We start from the raw sequence: 21,274 nt of genomic DNA, 5'->3' as shown, positions 1-21,274 counted from the left end.
CGCTTAGTTAGCCGGCAAGCGGCTTAATACGTTGTTTACTTATCGGCTATGAAAAGAAAAATATCTGCAATTTTACTCTGTATTGCACTTTTGTTCATATGTGCTGCGATGGCAAGACGAGATAAGGCATAAAATCTATTATGAACATTCTTAGAAGTAGAAATACGAACTTTGATATTAGCGACCAATACGACGTGCATCTATTACCAACAAAAATCTTAACTAGCCCTACGGAGGAAATTCTAAAACGATACGTAGGAAGCGATATGAATACACGTTTTATACAAGATTTACAAGAAATCTTTAAGCATTAATTTTTTTCAACCCTGATTCCGAGGAGCTAAGACTGTGAAACCCTTCCCTTTTTACCGTCAACAAGACCAAATGGATTGCGGAGCAACATGCCTTCGCATGATATGCCGGTTTTACGGTCGCAATATCGACATTTATCGTCTGCGGCAATTCTCTCAAGTCACCTAAGGCGGAGCAAACCTACTTGGTATCAGTGAGGCAGCGGAAAAAGTCGGTTTTCGTACACAGGGTGTCCGGCTTACCTTAGCGCAGCTAAAAAAGGTGCCCTTACCCTGCATCCTGCATTGGAGGCAAAATCACTTCGTGGTGCTTTACCGAATAAAGAATGACAGTTATCATATCGCTGACCCGGCTTCGGGTAAGCAGACCTACACAAACAAAGATTTCGCTGATAACTGGTTCGCCCATAAAGAACTTCACCAAGGTCTTTCACTATTGCTTAGCCCTACGCCACAATTTTACAACAGCAATGAGGAAAAAAGTGAACATCTGCAGTGGAGCACGGTTTTTCGATACTTTTATACTTATCGTCGCCTGTTTGTCCAACTTTTGCTCGGCTTGTTCGTTGGCACGATTTTACAGCTCGTCATGCCATTTCTTACCCAATCAGTGGTAGATATCGGTATCAATACGCGTAATCTAAATTTCATTTACCTTATTCTCTTCGCTCAGCTTGCCTTATTCGCCGGACAGACGGGTGTTGATTTCATCCGCTCATGGATATTACTGCACATCAGTACACGAGTGAACATTTCTGTACTCACCGACCTACTCATCAAACTGATGAAGCTGCCCATGAAGTTCTTCGAGACGAAGACTACCGGCGATATTATGCAACGAATGGCCGATCAGCAGCGTATTGAGAGTTTCCTCACCAGCTCAACATTAGGCACATTATTCTCCTTGATAAATCTCATCGTATTCGGCTTTGTGCTGGCTTTTTACCACGCCGGGATCTTCTTCATCTTCATGGGTAGCGCAGTACTATACACGGGATGGATTTTGCTGTTTCTTAAGCGCAGGCGCGAACTGGACCATCGCCGTTTTGGGGTAGCCTCAGACAATCAGACCAACATCGTGGAGCTTGTAAGCGCTATGCCGGAAATCAAGCTGAACAATGCAGAACGGCAGAAGCGTTGGCTTTGGGAAACGATACAAGCCCGATTGTTCCGTTTCAAAGTCAAAAGCCTTGCCCTTTCGCAATACCAACAGGCAGGCTCCATGGCCATCAACCAATTGAAAAACATCCTCATCACGTTCATGAGCGCCAAAGCCGTTATCGACGGCGACCTTACCCTAGGCGGTATGGTAGCCATCCAGTACATCGTGGGCATGGTGAGCAGCCCTATTGAACAGTTGCTCGGCTTCATCCAATCGTACCAGGATGCAAAAATCAGCCTAGAGCGTATCAATGAGATTTACCGGGAAGAAGACGAGGAGCCTGTGGAGAAGGAGTGGTTGCGGAAACTCCCGCGCGACAAGAGCATCCTATTCAACGGGGTGACCTTCCGGTATCCGGGCGCAGGAAACGAGCCTGTGCTTAGCAATATCAATTTGATTTTTCCCGAAGGCAGGACTACGGCCATCGTGGGCGTGAGTGGGAGCGGCAAAACCACCGTCCTTAAGCTTATTCTCCGTTTCTTCGAGCCGGAGGCGGGCGAATTGCGCATTGGGCAAAACAGATTAAGCCAAATCGGTTTTGCCACATGGCGCAGCGAGTGCGGAGTAGTCATGCAGGACGGCTTCATCTTTGCCGACACCATCGAGCGCAACATCGCCGTGGGCGACGAAGCTCCCGACAGGCAACGTGTGGAGCAAGCGCTCCGCATAGCAAACCTTGATGAGTTCGTAGAACAGCAGCCTTTCGGATTAAAAACCAAAATCGGTGTTGCAGGCAAAGGCATCAGCCAAGGGCAGCGACAACGGCTGCTTATTGCCCGTGCGGTATATAAAGACCCGCATTATATCTTGTTCGATGAGGCCACTAATGCGTTGGATGCCAACAACGAGCGCGTTATTATTGACAACCTGAAAGGCTTTCTCACAGGCCGAACCGCTATCATTGTGGCACATCGCCTTAGTACGGTGAGCCATGCTGATAACATTGTCGTACTCGACAAAGGCCGGGTGGTGGAACAGGGCACACATCGTCAATTGGCGGCGCAACAGGGAGAGTACTATAAGCTGGTCAAAAACCAGCTCGAACTGGGAAGTTAGCTATTAAATAAAAAGATTATGGGAGGAAAGACATCGAACATCGGGCAGCAAACCAGGGGCTTCAGACTATCCGCTTCTTACAATGGACGGGAAGCCCATTCCGAAGATATCCAGGACATCATCGGGCAGCCCCCCAGCGCATTACTGCGCTGGGGCATCACTTGGGTATTATTCGTGTTGATAGGCATCATTGCCCTGTCTGCCTTTATCCGCTACCCGGACATCGTCCGGGCACCAGTACGTATCAATGCCGTTAATGCCCCCAAGGCGGTTATCTGTAGGTTGTCAGGCAGTATTGTGAATATTCTGGTAAACGAAGGAGACACCGTCAAATCCGGACAACCGCTGGCCTGGATGGAAAGCACGGCTGACCACGCTCAGGTAGCTAGATTGATGGAAATACTTCAGCATATCCGAGAAGGCTTATATAGCCAGGCGAATACAGTTCCTGCCAACATGATAGCGCCCTCAGGTCTCCGACTGGGAGAATTGCAGCCCGGTTACCAGACCTTTTACCAATCTTACCTTACATACCAAGCCGCAACGGGGTCAGGTATTTATTTGAAAAGGCGTGCATACATCCTGAGTGAGTTGCAGAACGTGAAACAGCAACGCGCACAACTTGAGTCCCAAGGTCAACTGCAGCAACAGGAATACGAACTTGCTGAAGGAGCGTTTAACCGTTATCAGCAACTTGCCGACCGAAAGGTGATATCTCCTGCCGAATATCAGCAGCAGCAGGCCCTCCTGTTAGCGAAGCGGCATCCTTTGCAGCAAACACAATCAGCTTTACTCTCCAACGAGGCCAGCCAAACCGCCAAGGTAAAGGAACTTGCCGACTTGGACAATCAGATCGCCGAGGAACGCTCAAAGTTCCTCCAGGCGCTAAACAGTCTGATAAGCGAGATACAACAATGGAAATTGCAGTATGTGCTTACCGCGCCCGCCAACGGCTCGGTGGTTTTCGCTGGCATCATCCAGCGCAATCAGCATGTCGACGCCGGGCAGGAGGTGTTTCATGTCAACCCTGGAAGCTCCGATTTCTTCGGAGAGGTCATCCTACCTCAATATAATATGGGAAAAGTGAAGGAAGGACAGGAGGTGTTAGTCAAACTTGATAGCTACCCATTCGAGGAGTATGGGGCATTGAGCGGCCAGGTAGGCCGATTGAGCGCAGTGCCATACCGGGACAGCATCTTCCTTTCTCGTGTGGATTTCCGGCCTATGGTAAGCCAAAAGACGGTCCAGTTGACCACAGGCATGTCAGGCACTGCTGAAATCATCACGGAAGATGCCTCTTTATTACAACGGCTATTCAGAAATATCCGGTTGGTATTAAATGAACGATAATTTGGTTGGACGTACGACACACAAGCTAACATCATTTTTGTCAGATCATTGATATTCCATAGCCCGGGCGTTTTCGATCCATGTTATGGCCTTTGCTTCAGTTATATCGACGCCGACGTACATTTTTGACAATTCTCCTTTCTTGTCGAAAATCAAATAGGCGGGAATATTTTTAAAACCATATAGATCTCCCAGCGCAAAACGCTGGCTATCGTATAGATAATAGTGTTCATCCCCTAGAAGGCTGACATACTCATTCCACTTCTCATAATTCGAAGACTCGTCTGTTATATAAACAAATACCACGTCGTCTTGCTCGGCGTATTTAGCTTTTACCTTTTTCATCTTATCAAATCCTTCTATACAGGGCCCGCACCAGGGTAGCCCAGAAGTCCATGACAATGACCTTGCCTGCATACCGTGACACGATGTCCGATATCACCGAATCCTTTTGTCGCTCAAAGGGAAAGTAATATTTCCTTGTGGTTGGTATATTATTATACAATTGAGCATTCGCATCATTTTGATGCAAAATATAATTGCTAATAGCTTTGTTCTTAAAGTACCGCCTTACATCATATTTTTGCTGACTGGACAATAATTGACCATCAGCGATTTGACCAACGTATGCATTTGCAACCATCATGTCATAGAATAAATTATCATCCGTTTGAAAAATACGGCCAAACAGTTCTTTCAATCTGTTTCGGTAAACATCTGGTCCGGCATCGCTGATTACAGGTAGATTAAGCAGCGAATCCTTACTGATACTGCTCAAAAAACGATAATAAGACGATGAAATTAGCGAAGTCGTATCCGTGTACTTATCATCAATAATATCGTCATAATAGGATATATCACGCTCTGGTATATGCAAAAGCGCATCCAATGAATCTAAACCGATTGCGCTATTATATTTTTGGACAGCCGCATAATAGTCTGGAAGATAAGCCTTAAAAAAATCTTCAATACCAATACTGTAAACTTCCCTGAAAGCAGCGGACTCCACATCCTTAGTCAGCTCTGCTATCATCTCTCTAATATGTCGAAGACGAGCATCCCTGAACTCGCGCGCACTTTTAAACGTAGCTGCTGCCCCTGTTTTTTCCGGGACGGGACCAAGCCCGAAATCAAAGGAGTTTCTAATCAGGTTCGGCAACAAATGTGAATTATCGAAGAATTCCTTAAAATGCCCTTGATAATTCATGTCGTAACTCGTAACGTCCGTGTAATGGATACACAAAACATCCGATTGATTTGGCAATAAAACCGAACTTAAATACTGGTTGTTAAAATTAAAATAAACGGCAGTCGGTCCAAAAGTGAAAAATGAAATTTCGAAGGTAGAATCATTAATACTTTGAAACTTACTCGGTTTGTCAGATGACAAGGGATTAGATGAGTGAGCGTTTGAAATATCAACAGTTTCCGGATAATCTCCGGACAGCTTTATAGTTAAAGAGGTATAGCCGCTTTGTGTATAGTAACTTCGTTGGGCATTTAATTGGAGAGAAGCAAAAAGGGAGATAATAAAAAGCGCTAAACTACGCACCTCGAAAAAACAAAATATTTTCATAAAACCAAGCTTATTGCACAGGAAAACAAATGACAGGAACCGACCCTGTGTTAAAGCTACGTCATCGGTTCCTGGATATCAAAAACTTTACGGAAATGTACAGATTTTTTACGTAACCTACCAAGTTTTTCGAATAAAAGGGGCGTACCTCTCTATTGTATGGCAACACTGAATCAGACCGATGATTTTGCTGCCACGTACGGCTTCGTTAACCGGAAATTCGTCACGCCATCAGACAGCTACCATTACAACCGCTATTTGGAGTGTTTGAATGGCACTGATTGCCCCACAAAACACCTATTCTCGTAATAATTCTGGCCTTTCTCGTAATAAATTTAGAAGGGACATTCCTAACAACTAATTTCAGATATAATTCATCAGATCAACACATTATGAGAAAGTACAACGTTATCTCCTGGAGCCTCGTCATTGCTCTTGCTGCTATGCTTGAAAAGACGATCAGCAAACAAGCTACACTGAACCCAATTGAAGAAACCGTTTTACACGTTAGCCACGGACCTACAACCAACGAAGATGAAGGGAAAACGATTATTACAAAACAAAAGAAAACAACAACAGACGGCAGTAGTCATCAAATCAATGAACAGCAACTCGAACATGTGTATCATATATTAGCCAAGTACGAGTGAGGTGGACAGGAGGAAGCTTTTGTTCTCTATCGTTATCATTTTTCACTTTGTGATCATTTGCAGTGTATGCGTGGACAGTTGCATCGGTGGCTATATTTCGTTTTACAGTAAGCAGCCCCCCGCCTTAATTTCAGCACTTCACAAAGCCAGCCATGTAGTCAATGGCATTAAAATGGTCAATTGGTACATGTTCTTTGCAGGAGTCGATGCCGGTTATGGCTTTTTTGCTCCCAATGTGAGCAGTGGTTTTATTTTGGAGTTCAAGACTTGTGACTCCACTGGGGCGCCAGCTCATCTTCGCTGGTTACCTGATTTTACCCACCAAGAAAGTTATATACGTTATTCCTCGTTAATAGATGCTTTCCAAGATAAACTAATCGCCGAAGATAAACTGAGCGAAAAGCAACATTTGAACTTGCGCCGTCTAAATGCCATCATGAGGTCCATTGCTACGAGTATGTTAGCAGCCGACGAATCCACGGATAAAATCGAAGCAGCTGTATACCTCTATCATTTCCCTTCCTTGGAGATGTTCCGACTTAGCGACAAGGAACCGAGCCTGCTGTTTATCGACCAATTAATCATCTCAGCGAAGTAATATCCTATGTAGTTAAATATGAGCCTTATTGGTACAGCAATCACCCGTTTTGACAATTTCTTCTTCAGTAGGGACGAACGAGACGTTGGTTTTTTATCTTTTCTAAGGGTTTCAGTATCGCTTATCTGTCTGGTTCATTTCTGTGCTATTTGGCAGGACTTCCTTAAGCTTTATGGCAATGATGGCTTTGTACCGGCTGAACTCATAGGACTATTTAAAACCGGCTGGGTTCCCTCATTCGGCCAGCTCGCTGATTGGCTCAATAAATCCATAGGCATAAGTGAAGAAACTACCGCCATCGCATTCAAAACCCTATATATATCTGCCTGCCTTACGTTATGTTGCGGATGGATACCTCCATTAAGCGCCTTAGTCGTGCTTTCTTTGCATTTGATACTGACCAAGGGTTCCCCCCTTTATGCCTACGGCATTGATTACTTTAAAACCATCGCCCTATTCTATTGTGTGGTCTTTTTCGTTGGCAACTGGCTTATACATAACCACACACCCTTTAGACGCGTACTGCAACTTCACCTCGCTATTGTATATTTTTTTTCAGGAGCCGAGAAATCACTTGGCTATAACTGGCATAATGGCGAGGCAATATGGAAGGCTATCCATCTTCCTTATCTGGCCACCGGCGTTGCTCAACAAGCTGACGTGTTGAGTTATTTTCCATTCGTCTTTACGTTGGCTGGTTGGGTGGTTATATTACTTGAATTAGGATATCCGCTATTTATCAACCTACCAAAGACCAGAAAAACCTGGCTTTTAGCCATCATCTTGATGCATGTGTGCATTGCTATCAGCCTACGGTTGTACTTCTTTTCGGCGATGATGATCATGTTGAATATAGTCGCTTTTACAAATTTGAACACCTATTACCGAAGTTTACGGTCAATATACTAACCCATAGCCATCTTGAATGTGGGAGATAAATCTATTTAATACGTTATAGAAAAAGCATCGATTCTCGTAAAAAACACAGTCCTTCTCGTAAATATTTTCCAGAATATAAACCACAGCGTTATATTAAACAATAATTCATTGTCGAGGTAATACCGTCGAACGTAAGGAAAAAGGATTAAGAAATGAAGATAATAATAATTAGCAGGCGAACGAACATTGGTTTGGCAAGTTCGAGATTCAAACAATCAATAATTAACTAACTTCAAAAGTACCGTGAAACATTTAAATTTAAGTTTTGGTGAAATCCTAACCAGAGATCAAATGAAAAACATAGTTGGAGGATTCGCGTGTGTCGCGGCGATTGCTTGTGGCGATGAGGAGCCGGTATCCTGTGGTTGCACAGGGTCAGGGAGCTGCGAAACAAACGGAGATCAAACCGAAGTTTCTTGCAAATGTGATAACGGAGATGTAATCGCAGAAGAAACAGCTACTTGCCCTAACTAAATAACGTGTAAATTAGCTTGGAATCGCTATAGCAGTGATTCCAATCTAACCTAATATCCAAGCAATGAGACACCTCTTACTTATCTTAATAATAAATTTTCGTTTGCTCGCTTTCTCCCAAGAAAGCTTAACTTTTTCAGTATCAGGAAACATAAAAGGCGGCCGGGGCGAAAAAGTGGTACTCCTTGACATGGAAGCCCTAAATAGAGGGGAACCGCATGCCCGTTGGGAGACTGTTATTGATAATAACGAAAACTTCTCAATTCATGACAAACTCAAATATGCTGGACGTTTTGATATCAGTGTCAAAGGAAAAAAGATGGGTGTTAATTTTTACCTGGATACAGTACCTGTTAAGCTCCAGGGAAAGGTGGGAGAATCGCTGCGTCAATCTTTTGAGGTCAGCTCAGAACAAAATACACTATACTTAATGTATCGCAAAGAAACGTCAGATATTTTCGAAAAATACCAAAACATCCAATATGAAGAATATGCAAAAATCATGGGGATAGATGCCAGCACCATTGCCGAAATGGATAAAAAAAACAGAGACAACCTGATTGATAGTTTATACCCAGGCACGCGCGCCAGGGTATTGAGAAAAGCTAACGATTATCTTTATAAAGCCCGTGAAACACAGTATTCCAATTATGTGCGTGATTATCCTGGAGCCTTTATCATTTTGGATGCGGTTGCAGGGCTCTTAGACAAAAAAAGAAGATCTTATCCCGATAAAAACGAAGAAGTACTTAACAGCCAATTCTTATTGAGTGCGTTGGAAAAACTGCCCGACATCGTTAAGTTAAATCCAAGATTTAGCTATGTAAAAAATCAAGTGCGTGCGATCGATAGCGCATCGCCGCAGGTGGGCACGATATTACCTAAATTCTCCTTAGAAAACGAAAAGACTGAAATTATAAGCTTATCTGAAATCGTAAGCAATAACAAGTATACGTTGGTGGATTTTTGGGCAAGCTGGTGTGGCCCCTGTATCGAGGAAAGTAAAAAAATAGAGGAATTTTATCCACGTTATAAGCACCGGAAGTTTGAAGTATTTGCGGTAACAATTGATCAAAACAAAAAAGCTTGGTTAAACGCTCTTGAGAATTTGGCGTACCCTTGGCCTCAAGGATATGGATATGATGACCCAACGATCGCATCGTTTAAAATCTACACAATTCCAGCAAATTTCTTGCTTAATCATGAAGGAGAGGTTGTTAAAATCAACCTAAGTCACAGCGAACTGGAAGCATTCTTGAAGACACATTTATAAAGGTATCATGTAAACCGCCATTTCAAAAATACCGAAGATATATCAAATAGCCTACCTTGACAGTACAGAAGATGATACCTGTTGTTCAGGTAACTCTTCTTTTTGCAGGCGAAGAGTCAAAAACGCGCTAAATATGCCATCGTGCGCTCCATGGTGAAAGCTGTGCCTGGATGGGTATTGCATTTCCAATCGCTCAGCGAGGTTTCTGAGTCCTGTCTTCGTAGACACGTCAAGCTGTTGGCCTGTCCTGATACGGTTTTCGGCACTTACCGACAGCGTGTCCCCATCTAAAACAATTCGTATTGACGCCGGCGCTTCAGCCTTTCGCAATTCACCGTGTTTGAAAATATTTTCCACCAAAGTGAGCAACATAAGGGGAATGACACGGGCCTGGTTAGCGTCGCCCTCGACCAACAACCGGATATGTAGTTTGCCATTAAAGCGCAAGTGGTTCAGTTCAATCAGTTTTTCCGTCTGCTGGATCTCCCGCTCAAGCCATACCAATCCGGAAGGATCACCGATCGGATCCAAGGCATAGCGCATGACATCGGAAAGCAGCACAATCGCTTTTTCGGCATCGTCTGGATTATGCTTTGCCGCATAATTCACAAAATTCAGCGTGTTATACAGCAAATGCGGGTTTATTTGCGCACGCAGATATTCCTGCTCCATCCGCAACAGGTTTGCCTCCAGTTCCTGATTGGCGATTAATTGCTCAAAATGCCGCCTTTCCATTTCCTTGGCTTCGCTTTGTCCACGTATATATCTATGTAGAAAATAATATCCCGTGCTGTAAAGCAAATAAGGCAGGAGGGGTACGACAAAGAATTCAAACCCCTCCACATCAAAAACAAAATTATCAAGCCCGTCAAAATGAAGCTCCATATCTCCCGCAACAATTCCCTCTACAAGTTGAAGAACTATAAATAACAAAATCTCTGCAAGGACAAAAAGCGGCAATCGCCAGAGGGCATGCAGCTTGCTTCGCAAGGCATGAGGCAATATCACATGTGCGTGAAAATAAAACAACGCGACATTGAAAATATAGAAATAAATGTGATTGGTCGAATTATTCCAAGCTCCGCTGAATACCGTCTCAAAAAACACCTCATAAGCGATATAAACTATCCAGCACAACACATGAACACCAATAATTGCCCACACGCTGAATTTATATGGCCTGCCGATTGCTTCCATGTTACTTACTTTTCTTCGTAAAAAAAGCTTGCTGGTTTATTCTGTCAAAAAAAGCCTTTCGGAATGAGCTGCTGATGTCCCGGGTATTCTTTTGGGCAAGCGCTAAATGCACAATATTACCATCGACCTTTGTCACACTTCGCATCGAAATGATGCAATTGTTGCGAATACGAATAAAGTCCTTCCGTTGAGAAAAGTGCTCTTCCAGCTCGTCCATCGTCGCATAAACCGGCACCGAGGCCGACGAGGTAACTATCGAAGGATAGTGATCTCCTCCATCAATACAGACAATATCGTTATAACTAATCCGTACAAAGCCAAATTTGCCCCCGGTTTTAACAAAGATACTGTGCTGATCATTCTGATCCGATGAAAAGGCTCGAGTCCTTTGCCGCATTTCTTCCACGCATTCCAATACCGCGGGTAAGCTAAGTGGCTTCAACAGAAATCCGTCCACAAATTGAGCAAAGGCATCCAACGCATACTTACTGTGAGCTGTCGTGAAAATCAAATATTTGCAATACGGGCGAAGCTGCCTGGCTGCCTCAATCCCCGATAAATCGGGCATTTCGATATCTGAAAAAACGAAATCCACCGGACCTTTCTCCTTTAAATCGGCAAGTGCCTCTATTGCTCCGGAGTGCCTGCCCCGCTCTTCCAAACCGGGAATTTTTTGTACAACATCCCCCAATACCCCTAAAGCATGTGGTTCATCATCAATTAGAATACAGCTTTGGTTGTTCATGTGTTTTGGCTTGTCTTCCTTGATATGAGGTAAATATACCCTTTCACTTATAAAAATACAAGTTCACACAACTATTTTTTTAGGTTGGTGTTGCTTATTTTATCAGTTTTCGTAAAAATCCGCGCTGTTTTCGTAAAGTTTTTCCTGAATAAGCCCCAACTCACGATATTCCGATATTAGAAATTCGCCATTATGGAAAGCTTAATCGAAAATGTATTATACACCTATGATAACGCTTCGAACGCTACGGTCAATTATGCGAAGATCCTGAAAATTCCCATTTCAGATCGTTCGCTGGTAGAAACACTGCAAGGGCATCCGGACTACCCCAGCATGCTGGCCATCTATGACACGTTCGATGGACTTGGCGCGGAAGTAGTCGCTGCAAAAATAGAGAAACAGCAACTACCCCAAATCGTCGGACCGTTCATCGCACAGATACAACCCGTATTGGGTGCGCAAGCACTTTTCACCGTGGTAAAGCAGGTATCCCCAAATTCCGTCATTTATCTTCATCCCGAACGTGGAAAATGGATTACAGAATCCGACGAAAGCTTCCACGCAAAATTCACAGGCGTAATTCTCATCGCTGATGCTTCCTCCGTTAGGCCAGAAAAAGACTACAATAGACATGTTCAAACAACCCAACGCGGGAAAATAATTGCTTCGATTGCCGCGCTATTGCTCCCGCTCTTAGCCATCATGAAGATAGCTACCTATGCCATCCATTTGGGCACACATGCACTTTGGCCGTCTGTATACCTCGTACTTTCGTTATTCGGCACTTTCGTATGTTCATTACTGCTATGGCATGAAGTCGACCGGCACAATCCGCTGCTAAAGCAGGTATGTTCCGGAGGTAAAAAGGTCAACTGTGATGCCATACTTCAATCCAAGGCCTCCAGTCTCTTTGGTGTCAGTTGGAGCATAATTGGATTTACCTATTTCGGCGGCCAATTATTAACGTTATTGATTAGTGATATTCCTAATAGGGGAGTAAACTCGACACTGGGATACCTTACGCTCTTGGCTGCACCATACGTTTTCTTTTCGGTATATTACCAGTGGCGCGTGGCCAAACAGTGGTGCGTCCTGTGCCTTGCTGTACAGGCCGTCCTGTTGGCCCAAGCGGTGGCATTTTTCGTAGGAAGCCACCCCCTATCGCCCTTGCTTGTAGATCTTGAGGAAGTTATTCGCCTTGCCTTAGCTTTCGCTATATCGTTTGCTATCAGCTCAGGGGGCATTTCCTTATTCAGGCAAGCCAAGGAAGGGCGGATGCATCGGAATGAACTGGCTCGTTTCAAGCGTAATCCGGCGCTTTTCAACGCACTGCTAGCTAAACAAAAATTTGTCACCGAACCCACCGCCGGACTGGGCATCACGCTCGGCAATCCGAATGCGGCCCATAAAATCATCAAAGTATGCAATCCTTACTGTGGCCCTTGTGCAAAGGCCCACCCGATATTGGAGGAAATACTCAAAACCAATCCTGATGTACAGGTCCAAATCATCTTTACAGCAGACGACAGTGACAACGACCGCAAAGCTCCGCCAGTCAAGCATCTTATGGCGATCGCCGAAAAGGGCGATGCGGAAATGACCAAACAGGCTTTAGACGACTGGTACAGTGCAGCGAAAAAGGATTATGCTGTGTTTGCAGCCAAATATCCCATGAACGGAGCATCAAAAACCCAAGGGCATCAACTGAAAAAAATGAAAGCGTGGTGCGAAAAAACGGAGATAAGCTTCACTCCTACTATTTTCATCAACGGCTATCAGCTGCCGGAAGTGTTTGCTATAGCTGATTTGAAATACATCTTAAATGCATAGAACAACTAAAAAGAAAGGAGTATCGTATTTATTTACTAAGCAACATGGAATATCAAAAACGTATGCAATCTGCAAGGCAGACGGCTACGGGAGAGCAATCAACCTGGCGAGTTGCCAGCTATTTGTAAACACGCGGGAATTCCATTGACAATAAGGAAGTTCGTGATTTAAAATTTTTCACATGAATATTGTAAATTTAAATTTTGGAGAAGCTCTAACCAGAGAGCAGATGAAGCAGGTTACTGGTGGATTAATTTGGTGTCAACTCACTGATGGTGGAAGTTATCCGTGTAGTTATTCAGATCAGAGCGATTGTGTGACTGATTGTGGCAACGTTTTTGGTGGCGAGTGCGGCGGATGTTTTGAGGTTGTCCCGCAGTGAAAAAGTTTCTTGAACTACCTGCTAATCAACTAGCAGGTGGTTCACTAAATTCACGAAATGTAATTCGGCAACGAGCACGTGAAAAAGATATTTCTATTCCGAATAGCTGCAAATCTACATTACAACTAATTTACATGGTTAATTACCGTAACACCGTCTAAATAATCCGCTATGAAACCCCCATACGCTGAAAAATGTATAACAACTTTGCAATCTTCATCCTAAAAAAACATTTATGCAGATGAAAAATAAGGTGCTGACGGTGCTGAGTATACTGCAGCTAGTCTTCTGTACCACAACAGCGCAAGACAATGAAGGATATAAGATTTACTATGACATGACGTTCAGGAAGGACAGTACGAATGCCGCTACCACCTCTGAAATGACCGAATTATTAGTCAGTGGAGGGAAATCGCTATTCCGCACCGTTCTCCAAGCGGAACAGGATACAGCCCTGTTCTACCAAAGTTTGCAGAGACGCTCGGAACAAGCCATTTCAACTAATGCAAGATATCGTATTCTTAAAGACTATTCCAATCAAACGACACATTATTATGAACAGGTTGAAACGCTGGGAGGAGCTATCTGCACCTATGCCGAATCGCAGGACAGTATGACCTGGTCATTGACAAGTGACACATCTACAATCAATAAACTCCTGTGCCAAAAAGCACTACTGGTGTATGGAAACCGGTCGTGGGAGGCTTGGTTCTGCCCAGATATACCCATCAGTGACGGGCCCTACAAATTCTGCGGACTGCCGGGATTGATAGTCAGAATCAGTGATCGGACTGATTCTTGGCTATTTGATCTGAAGCGGATAGAACATGTGCCGGCTTTCATAGTTGACCTCACATTTCTGCATAGCGCCGAGGTAGTGAACAAACTGGAGCTTTATAAGAGAAAATGGGACTATCGGTATAATTGGTTGCAAATCAACCAAGCGGCCGGGAAAATTGGACCGGTAAATGAAGAAATGCGGCAGCGTCTGATAAAAAGCAGTAGGGCTAACTTGGCTAGGGACAACAATTGGATAGAACTGTATCCATAGATGATTGAACCAATCACGCAACATCCCCTCGTTATCAGCATACAAAAAACTATTTCGCTAAATAGTTGCAAACTCGATTATTAAAAACTAATTTTATAGTTTGCAAATACCGTTTGAATAACTATTATGAAAAGTAACATCCGTAGCGTGGAAAAAGTCGTCGTTCTGAACTTTCAGTCGTGGTATAAATTTGTCCCGGCTACGAAAGAAAAGCTGTTTCGCGAAAGAAGACAGTTCCAAAACAGTTTGGTAGCCAACATGGAGGCGGCAGGCGCCGATTTCAGCCATCCCGCAAGCGCGGAATACACTCACGAACGCGGCAGGAAGAATACAGCAGAAGACTGACCGATGACAACAATTGGATAGAATTGTACCCATAGATGTTCCGAAAAATATTCTTTGGCAATTGCAATTAATTTGTGCAACTAATTATAATTTAATTCGTATTTAAATATCGTTTATGACACTGCCTATCCGTTACGTCATCCTACTTATTGTATGCCTGCACAGTAGCAGCCCATCGACAACTCGATGCCGACCGCAAAGCTCCGCCGGTCAAGCTTCTTATGGTGATTGTGGAAAAGGCTACGAGCAAACGACCAAACAGGCCTTGGACGATTAAACGGACATAGAATAACTAAAAATGGAGGATTATATTTATTTACTAAGCAACATAAAATATAAAAAAGTATGCGATCTGCAAGGCAGAAGGCTATGGGAGAGCAATCAACTTGGCGAGTTGCCAGCTATTTGTAAACTACACGGGAATTCCAGTGACAATAAGGAAGCTCGTGGTTTAAAATTTTTCACTATGAATATTGTAAATTTAAATTTCGGAGAAACGCTTAGCAGGGAACAGATGAAGCAGGTGACTGGAGGTAGAGATTGTTATTGCGGCGGGGGACTTGATCCTTGGAGTTGTCCTGTTGCCGTAAATGATGGTAACCCCAAAAATTGCACCGAAATTTGTGCGGAAACCGACTGTGGAGAAATGCCAATGTAAAAGGACAATAGGGATTTTATTAATTTATAGTGGGCCGTCCATCGGGCTCACTATTTAATGCAAATAAGAGACTGATTATGTCAAGATGTATTATTTTCATGCTTTGGTTTCCCCTTCCTCGTTTGCTTGCCCAGGAAGAGGAGGAATTACGTTTTGACCATCAGATCGTCTATCAGGTTACCTACCAAACCGACAGCAATGACGAGGCAACCCGGAAGGATATAAACATGGAGCTGTTGCTTAACGACGAAGTATCCCTGTTCCAGTCCATTTGGCGAGGGCAACGGGATTCGGTTTTCTTCGCAGAGAAAAAAGTCCCAATGGCGATGCTTTATATACGGCCTGTAAATAAGTTCAATTACCAAATCATGAAAAGGGGGAACCTGATCAAAACCTATGATTCGGCGTTCGATATCAACCTCCAGGGTATCGATCAGATTTATCATTACGAAGAGTCCCGGGACATGCTGGAATGGCAGATAAAAGAGGACACATTACGGATCGGCGATATGTTCTGCCAACGGGCGGACGTCCGTTTCGGTGGGCGTGATTGGGTTGCTTGGTTCACGCCCGAAATACCGATATCTGACGGGCCCTATAAATTCTGCGGCTTGCCCGGGCTAATCGTATCCATTGCAGACACCAAAGGGCACTGGCAGTTCGACCTGACCAACATCCGCAACGTGGAAAAGGTCGTTGTACTCAACTTCCAGTCGTGGTATAAGTTCGTACCCGCTACAAAGGAGCGGCTATTCCGCGAACGCAGGGAGTTTCAAGACAATTTGGTGGCCAACATGGAGGCCAAAGGATCTGACTTCAGCCATCCAGCTAGTCCGGAATATACCCACGAAAGGGGCAGAAAAGAGCTTAGCAAACGGATGGCCAACGACAACAACTGGATAGAGCTGTACCCATAGATGTGCAGAAAAAAATTCTTTGGCAATTGCAATTAATTTGTGCAACTAAACTAATTATAATTTAATTCGTATTTAAATATCGTTTATGACACTGCCTATCCGTTACGTCATCCTACTTATTGTATGCCTGCGCAGTAGCAGCCCATCGACAACTCGATGCCGACCGCAAAGCTCCGCCGGTCAAGCATCTTATGGTGATTGCGGAAAAGGCTACGAGCAAACGACCAAACAGGCCTTGGACGATTGGTAAAACGGACATAGAATAACTAAAAATGGAGGATTATATTTATTTACTAAGGAACATAAAATATAAAAAAGTATGCGACCTGCAAGGCAGAGGGCTATGGGAAAGTAACCAACTTGGCGAGTTGCCAGCTATTTGTAAACTACACGGGAATTCCAGTGACAATAAGGAAGCTCGTGATTTAAAATTTTTCACTATGAATATTATAAATTTAAATTTTGGAGAAGCATTGACCAGGGAGCAGATGAAATCTATCTCCGGTGGTCACAGAGAATGCTATTGCGGAGGGGGGCTAAACCCTTGGAGCTGCACGGTATATGTCAACGATGCAAATCCGCAAAATTGCACTCAAATTTGTGCCGAAACCGACTGCGGTGAAAGCGAAACGTAGACAATGAGCCCATTTCTTGGGCTCACTATTCAGTAAGGAGAAATTAATGATGTGTAGATGCATTATTTTATTAATTGGGTTTCCCTTTTCATTGCTGTTTGCCCAGAAAAAGGAAAAATTGCAGTTTAACTACCAAATGGTTTACCGGGTAAGCTACCAGACTGATAGTAACGATGTGTCAAGTCGTAAACAGCGCAATATGGAACTATTGCTAAACGATGAAATGTCCCTTTTCCAATCCATCAACCGAGGACAGCAAGACTCGATTTTCTTTACGGAGAAAAAAACAAGGACAGCAGCACTTCTAATGGCTCCCGTAAATAAGCTTAATTACCAAATTTTGAAAAGAGGAGCCGAAATTAAGACCTATGATTCGGCCTTTGGCATCAACCTTCAGGGTGTGGATGAGATTTACTATTATGATGAACCGCGGGACATGTTGGAATGGCAGATAAAACAAGACACCTTGCGGATAGGCAATCTGTTTTGTCAGCGGGCAGACGTCCATTTCGGTGGGCGCCATTGGATCGCATGGTTCGCACCGGAAATACCGATACCGGATGGCCCTTACAAATTCTGCGGCCTGCCGGGGCTGATTGTATCTATTGCAGACACCAAAGGGCACTGGCAGTTCGACCTGACTAACATCCGCAACGTGGAAAAGGTCGTCGTACTCAACTTCCAGTCGTGGTATAAGTTCGTACCCGCTACGAAGGAGCGGCTATTCCGCGAACGCAAGGAGTTTCAGGATAATCTGGTGGCCAATATGGAGGCCTCGGGGGCCGATTTCAGCCATCCGGCAAGCCCGGAATATACCCATGAAAGAGGAAGGATAGAATATAGCAAACTACTGGCCAATGACAATAACTGGATAGAGCGCTATCCATAAATACGTTATTCCTATAGCAAGCTGAAAAATCGGATGATACGCGTTATTTTAATATCATATTTTCTATTGGTAATCAGTGCTTCTGCTCAAGAAAATCCGATTACATTCGATAAAGAAATCATCTACAAAGTGGTGTATCAACCGGACAGCACCAATAAAGACGACACAAAAGACGAATACGCTGAATTACGATTAAACGACACGGTGTCAATCTTCAGGACGATTGCCACGGGTCGGCTGGACTCCGCGGCACATAATGCCCAAAAGGGAAATTCGGGCGGTCTTCCCTCTTCGTTCTATGCAGACAACATTACAGACATCCACTATACTATAGTAAAGAAAAAAGATTCGATTATACATCAGGAAGTATTGCATCCAGACTTATTTCATAGTTATTATTATTCAGAACCCAAGGATATTTTAAAATGGGAAATAAAACCAGATACCATGATTATTGAAAATATGCTTTGCCAAAAAGCAACAGTCGCGCTGGGGGGCAGAAAGTGGATCGCTTGGTTTGCGCAAGATATCCCGTTGCCTGAAGGCCCTTATAAGTTCTGCAACCTTCCGGGCTTAATTTTATCCGCTTATGACGATCAAGGCCACTGGCGGTTCGATATAATAACCATCAATCTAAACAAGCACGGAAAATCTTGGTTGCATACACCAAATGGGCCGCCGCCGCTCAATACCAATAAAAAGGATTTCTTCGAAAAGAAAGTGTATTTGAGAGCTAATCTATTCGAATTACTGTCGGCAGAGGGCCGGTTCAGAGGTGTAAAGCCCGAGCGATTGGAAAAAACAAGGAAATTTTACCAGAATGAATCAAATCGTGACAACAATTGGATAGAACTGTACCCATAACATCATGTTTATTCGCTACATCGTCCTACTTATTGTCTTCCTGCAAAGTGGCGGGCTGTGCCTGGCACAGGCGGCCATTTCCGGTCGAGTAGTAGTAGATTCGGATGAGCAGCCCATCGGCAACTCGATGCCGATCGCAAAGCTCCGCCACACTTTTTGTCAATGGCTATCAGTTGCCGGAAATGTATGCAATAGCTGATTTGAAATACGTCTTAAATGCATAGAACAACTAAAAAGAAAGGAGTATTGTATTTATTTATTCAGCAACGTCGAATATTAAAAACGTATGCGATCTGCAGGGCAGAGGGCTACGGGAAAGTAACCAACTTGGCGAGTTGCCAGCTATTTGTAAACTACACGGGAATTCCATTGACAATAAGGAAGCTCGTGATTTAAAATTTTTCACCATGAATATTGTAAATTTAAATTTTGGAGAAGCATTAACCAGGGAGCAGATGAAGCAGGTTACTGGAGGAAGTATTAAAGGAGGTAGTGATGCTTGTGATGCTGGATGTAGCACACACAGTGATTGCGGGACAAACCAATTATGTGTCGATGTAAGTTGCCCTAGTGATCGAAACAAAACGATTAAGGGTTGTGTTCATGAAGGCCCGGTGACGCAGTTCCTTCGGTCTTAGGTGGAAGAATCTATGGCTAAAAGTAAAGTGGGGTGCCAAATAAAACCCACTTTGCTTTTGAATTTTACTATAAAATTATCTGACGAAATTACTTAATCTTATGATATCGAAATCACTTTCAATCCTATTGTCTTTGACCGTATTTCTTTTTCCATCTTCATGGACGCATACTCAGGATGCCGGTACGATCTATATTCATGGAAAAGTCGCGAATGCTGAAGGAATGGTCTACTTGGTTGATAATGGAGAAACAGGTGATTTCAAAACATTGGATGAGAGTCATCATTTGAATCTAAATGATAAGGGTGAATTTGAGATAGCCCTCTCGCCGGAGAATCAGGGATATTATAAAATCGGCTATAACCAATTGTATCTGGAGCCTGGGGATTCGATTCATGTCAGGATAGACTTAAAAGATCCATTCAACTCAAATTTCAGTGGTAGGGGCGCAGGGAAACAGGACTATTTAAAAAGTGCTCCGTTGCCAAAAGCGGGGTCTTATCTGGATGGCGGAAGGACCGTAAAGCAAGGCTGCTCCGAAACCGTCGATCATATCCTTTCCTTGGCCAGGGAAGCCACATCCGTATTGGATAGTACTGATGGTATTTCCGATAAGTTCAGGGAGCTGGAGCATGCCCGCATCAGGGCGGATTTGATCAATAGCCTGTACATGGCCCCCTCATATTACGTCTATGTACATAAAACTGAGCAAGACAGTGTGGAGGCGTACTTCGAAAAATTTAAGGCGATCATGGCCAACCATATCGAGCGGCATGCTACAGAATTTGCGGATACCAACTTCCTTCAATTGACGGTTTACCGAAACATACTTCCCACCATCCTGGAACACCCGCAGACGAACACTGAAGCCGTCTCTCGGCTTGAAGATTGGCAAATAGCTAACCGTATTTACAGAGCGCTAACCCGCGGAGTGGAATCGAACGACTCGGTGGCCTTGGCCAGTATCCCGAATGATATTGACAGAGTCAAAAGCCCATTGTACGCCTCCGCTTTGAAGCGATCGTTGCTGGCCTTGACAACGTTCAAACCGGGGGAAAAGGCTGTTGATTTCGAAATACATGATGGAAGTGGCAACATAACACATTTGTCTGATTACGAGGGAAAAGTTATCTACATTGATTTCTGGGCGACTTGGTGCGTCCCATGCATTGAAGAGCGGCCCAATTTCCAACACCTTGGGGCACTTTATCACAATAAGGATGTCGTTTTCCTGAGCCTATCCGTTGACACCGATCACGGCAAATGGATGGATTTCCTCAAATCAACGGACCAAAACTTTACGTTGGAAGGCCTTGTCGACCGCCACTCGATGCCGGCCTACAACGTGGTGCAGATACCAAGATATGTATTGATCGACAAACGGTTCACTTTAGTGGATTTGAGCGCACCAAAACCTTCATCTTCAGACATTCAACAGGTTTTGGATAGATTGACTGCTTTAGATTGATAGCGGCGCTGCGGAAAACACGCTTACGCTTAGTGGCCATCAGTTGCCGGAAATGTATGCAATAGCTGATTTGAAATACGTCTTAAATGCACAGAACAACTAAAAAGAAAGGAGTATTATATTTATTTACTAAGAGCAACATGGAATACAAAACGTATATGATCTGCAAGGCAGAGCGCTACGAGAGAGCAATCAACCTGGCATGTTGCCAGCTATTTGTAAACTACACGGGAATTCCATTGATACAATAAGGAAGCTCGTGATTT

At 43.9% G+C, this 21,274-nt stretch carries 20 protein-coding genes and 1 pseudogene; 17 read left to right on the top strand and 4 right to left on the bottom strand.

Annotated features, from left to right (window positions below; all coding sequences use genetic code 11):
• Positions 1-348: 348 nt before the first annotated feature.
• The 3 genes and pseudogenes from B5X72_RS21105 to B5X72_RS00665 all read left to right on the top strand — a co-directional run.
• Positions 349-1,644, top strand: a pseudogene (locus B5X72_RS21105) (cysteine peptidase family C39 domain-containing protein); the annotation flags it as partial.
• On the top strand, positions 1,618-2,529 hold the full coding sequence (locus tag B5X72_RS21100) for a peptidase domain-containing ABC transporter (RefSeq protein ID WP_317043098.1): 912 nt from the start codon (positions 1,618-1,620) through the stop codon (positions 2,527-2,529). The pseudogene B5X72_RS21105 and the gene B5X72_RS21100, both read left to right, overlap by 27 nt.
• 18 nt (positions 2,530-2,547) lie before the next feature.
• Positions 2,548-3,879, top strand: a complete 1,332-nt coding sequence (locus B5X72_RS00665) for a putative HlyD family type I secretion protein (protein ID WP_079714880.1) — start codon at positions 2,548-2,550, stop codon at positions 3,877-3,879.
• A 45-nt stretch (positions 3,880-3,924) separates the two neighbouring features.
• Here B5X72_RS00665 and B5X72_RS00660 read toward each other — a convergent pair whose 3' ends face one another.
• Both B5X72_RS00660 and B5X72_RS00655 read right to left on the bottom strand, forming a co-directional pair.
• Positions 3,925-4,224 (bottom strand): TlpA family protein disulfide reductase, encoded by a 300-nt coding sequence (locus B5X72_RS00660; protein WP_176146043.1) that lies wholly within the window; start codon positions 4,222-4,224, stop codon positions 3,925-3,927.
• Positions 4,225-4,228: 4 nt separating this feature from the next.
• Positions 4,229-5,455, bottom strand: coding sequence for a hypothetical protein (locus tag B5X72_RS00655; RefSeq protein WP_139378471.1), 1,227 nt, complete (start codon positions 5,453-5,455; stop codon positions 4,229-4,231).
• Between the two features lie 159 nt (positions 5,456-5,614).
• Between B5X72_RS00655 and B5X72_RS20695 the strand changes: the two genes are divergently transcribed.
• From B5X72_RS20695 to B5X72_RS00635, 5 genes are all read left to right on the top strand, one after another.
• Positions 5,615-5,764: a hypothetical protein gene (locus B5X72_RS20695; RefSeq protein ID WP_176146042.1), complete on the top strand. Its 150-nt coding sequence runs from the start codon at positions 5,615-5,617 to the stop codon at positions 5,762-5,764.
• An 83-nt stretch (positions 5,765-5,847) separates the two neighbouring features.
• Positions 5,848-6,105 (top strand): hypothetical protein, encoded by a 258-nt coding sequence (locus tag B5X72_RS00650; RefSeq protein ID WP_139378470.1) that lies wholly within the window; start codon positions 5,848-5,850, stop codon positions 6,103-6,105.
• A 49-nt stretch (positions 6,106-6,154) separates the two neighbouring features.
• A complete protein-coding gene (locus B5X72_RS00645) occupies positions 6,155-6,703 on the top strand; it encodes a hypothetical protein (RefSeq protein WP_176146041.1) in 549 nt (182 codons plus the stop codon).
• Between the two features lie 18 nt (positions 6,704-6,721).
• Positions 6,722-7,612, top strand: coding sequence for a hypothetical protein (locus B5X72_RS00640; protein WP_079714875.1), 891 nt, complete (start codon positions 6,722-6,724; stop codon positions 7,610-7,612).
• A 568-nt stretch (positions 7,613-8,180) separates the two neighbouring features.
• Entirely contained in the window at positions 8,181-9,389 is a 1,209-nt protein-coding gene (locus B5X72_RS00635) for a TlpA family protein disulfide reductase (RefSeq protein ID WP_079714874.1), read from the top strand.
• 51 nt (positions 9,390-9,440) lie between these two features.
• Here the strand turns inward: B5X72_RS00635 and B5X72_RS00630 are convergent, their stop codons facing one another.
• Entirely contained in the window at positions 9,441-10,586 is a 1,146-nt protein-coding gene (locus B5X72_RS00630; RefSeq protein ID WP_079714873.1) for a sensor histidine kinase, read from the bottom strand.
• Position 10,587: 1 nt separating this feature from the next.
• The gene (locus B5X72_RS00625; RefSeq protein WP_079714872.1) at positions 10,588-11,331 is read right to left on the bottom strand and encodes a LytR/AlgR family response regulator transcription factor; all 744 of its coding nucleotides are present in this window, start codon (positions 11,329-11,331) and stop codon (positions 10,588-10,590) included.
• Between the two features lie 192 nt (positions 11,332-11,523).
• Here B5X72_RS00625 and B5X72_RS00620 point away from each other — a divergent pair, with 192 nt between their 5' ends.
• The 9 genes from B5X72_RS00620 to B5X72_RS00580 all read left to right on the top strand — a co-directional run bounded on the left by B5X72_RS00620 (position 11,524) and on the right by B5X72_RS00580 (position 21,008).
• Positions 11,524-13,161, top strand: a complete 1,638-nt coding sequence (locus B5X72_RS00620) for a vitamin K epoxide reductase family protein (RefSeq protein ID WP_079714871.1) — start codon at positions 11,524-11,526, stop codon at positions 13,159-13,161.
• Between the two features lie 623 nt (positions 13,162-13,784).
• Complete coding sequence (locus tag B5X72_RS00615; RefSeq protein WP_176146040.1) at positions 13,785-14,594, top strand: GLPGLI family protein; 810 nt, start codon at positions 13,785-13,787, stop codon at positions 14,592-14,594.
• Between the two features lie 126 nt (positions 14,595-14,720).
• Positions 14,721-14,939: a hypothetical protein gene (locus B5X72_RS00610; RefSeq protein ID WP_079714869.1), complete on the top strand. Its 219-nt coding sequence runs from the start codon at positions 14,721-14,723 to the stop codon at positions 14,937-14,939.
• A gap of 298 nt (positions 14,940-15,237) precedes the next feature.
• Positions 15,238-15,597 (top strand): hypothetical protein, encoded by a 360-nt coding sequence (locus tag B5X72_RS00605; protein ID WP_079714868.1) that lies wholly within the window; start codon positions 15,238-15,240, stop codon positions 15,595-15,597.
• 77 nt (positions 15,598-15,674) lie between these two features.
• Entirely contained in the window at positions 15,675-16,514 is an 840-nt protein-coding gene (locus B5X72_RS00600) for a GLPGLI family protein (RefSeq protein WP_079714867.1), read from the top strand.
• A gap of 272 nt (positions 16,515-16,786) precedes the next feature.
• The gene (locus B5X72_RS00595) at positions 16,787-17,149 is read left to right on the top strand and encodes a hypothetical protein (protein WP_079714866.1); all 363 of its coding nucleotides are present in this window, start codon (positions 16,787-16,789) and stop codon (positions 17,147-17,149) included.
• 46 nt (positions 17,150-17,195) lie between these two features.
• Positions 17,196-18,038 (top strand): GLPGLI family protein, encoded by an 843-nt coding sequence (locus tag B5X72_RS00590; RefSeq protein WP_079714865.1) that lies wholly within the window; start codon positions 17,196-17,198, stop codon positions 18,036-18,038.
• 33 nt (positions 18,039-18,071) lie between these two features.
• Positions 18,072-18,902, top strand: a complete 831-nt coding sequence (locus tag B5X72_RS00585) for a GLPGLI family protein (protein WP_079714864.1) — start codon at positions 18,072-18,074, stop codon at positions 18,900-18,902.
• Between the two features lie 738 nt (positions 18,903-19,640).
• Positions 19,641-21,008 carry a TlpA family protein disulfide reductase gene (locus tag B5X72_RS00580; protein WP_079714863.1) on the top strand — a complete coding sequence of 456 codons (1,368 nt, stop codon included), beginning with the start codon at positions 19,641-19,643 and terminating at the stop codon, positions 21,006-21,008.
• Positions 21,009-21,274: the final 266 nt, after the last annotated feature.

It is taken from the genome of Parapedobacter luteus, assembly GCF_900168055.1.
GTDB lineage: Bacteria > Bacteroidota > Bacteroidia > Sphingobacteriales > Sphingobacteriaceae > Parapedobacter > Parapedobacter luteus.
Note: the sequence above shows the minus strand (reverse complement) of the source record. Positions and strands in the feature narration are given on the sequence as shown.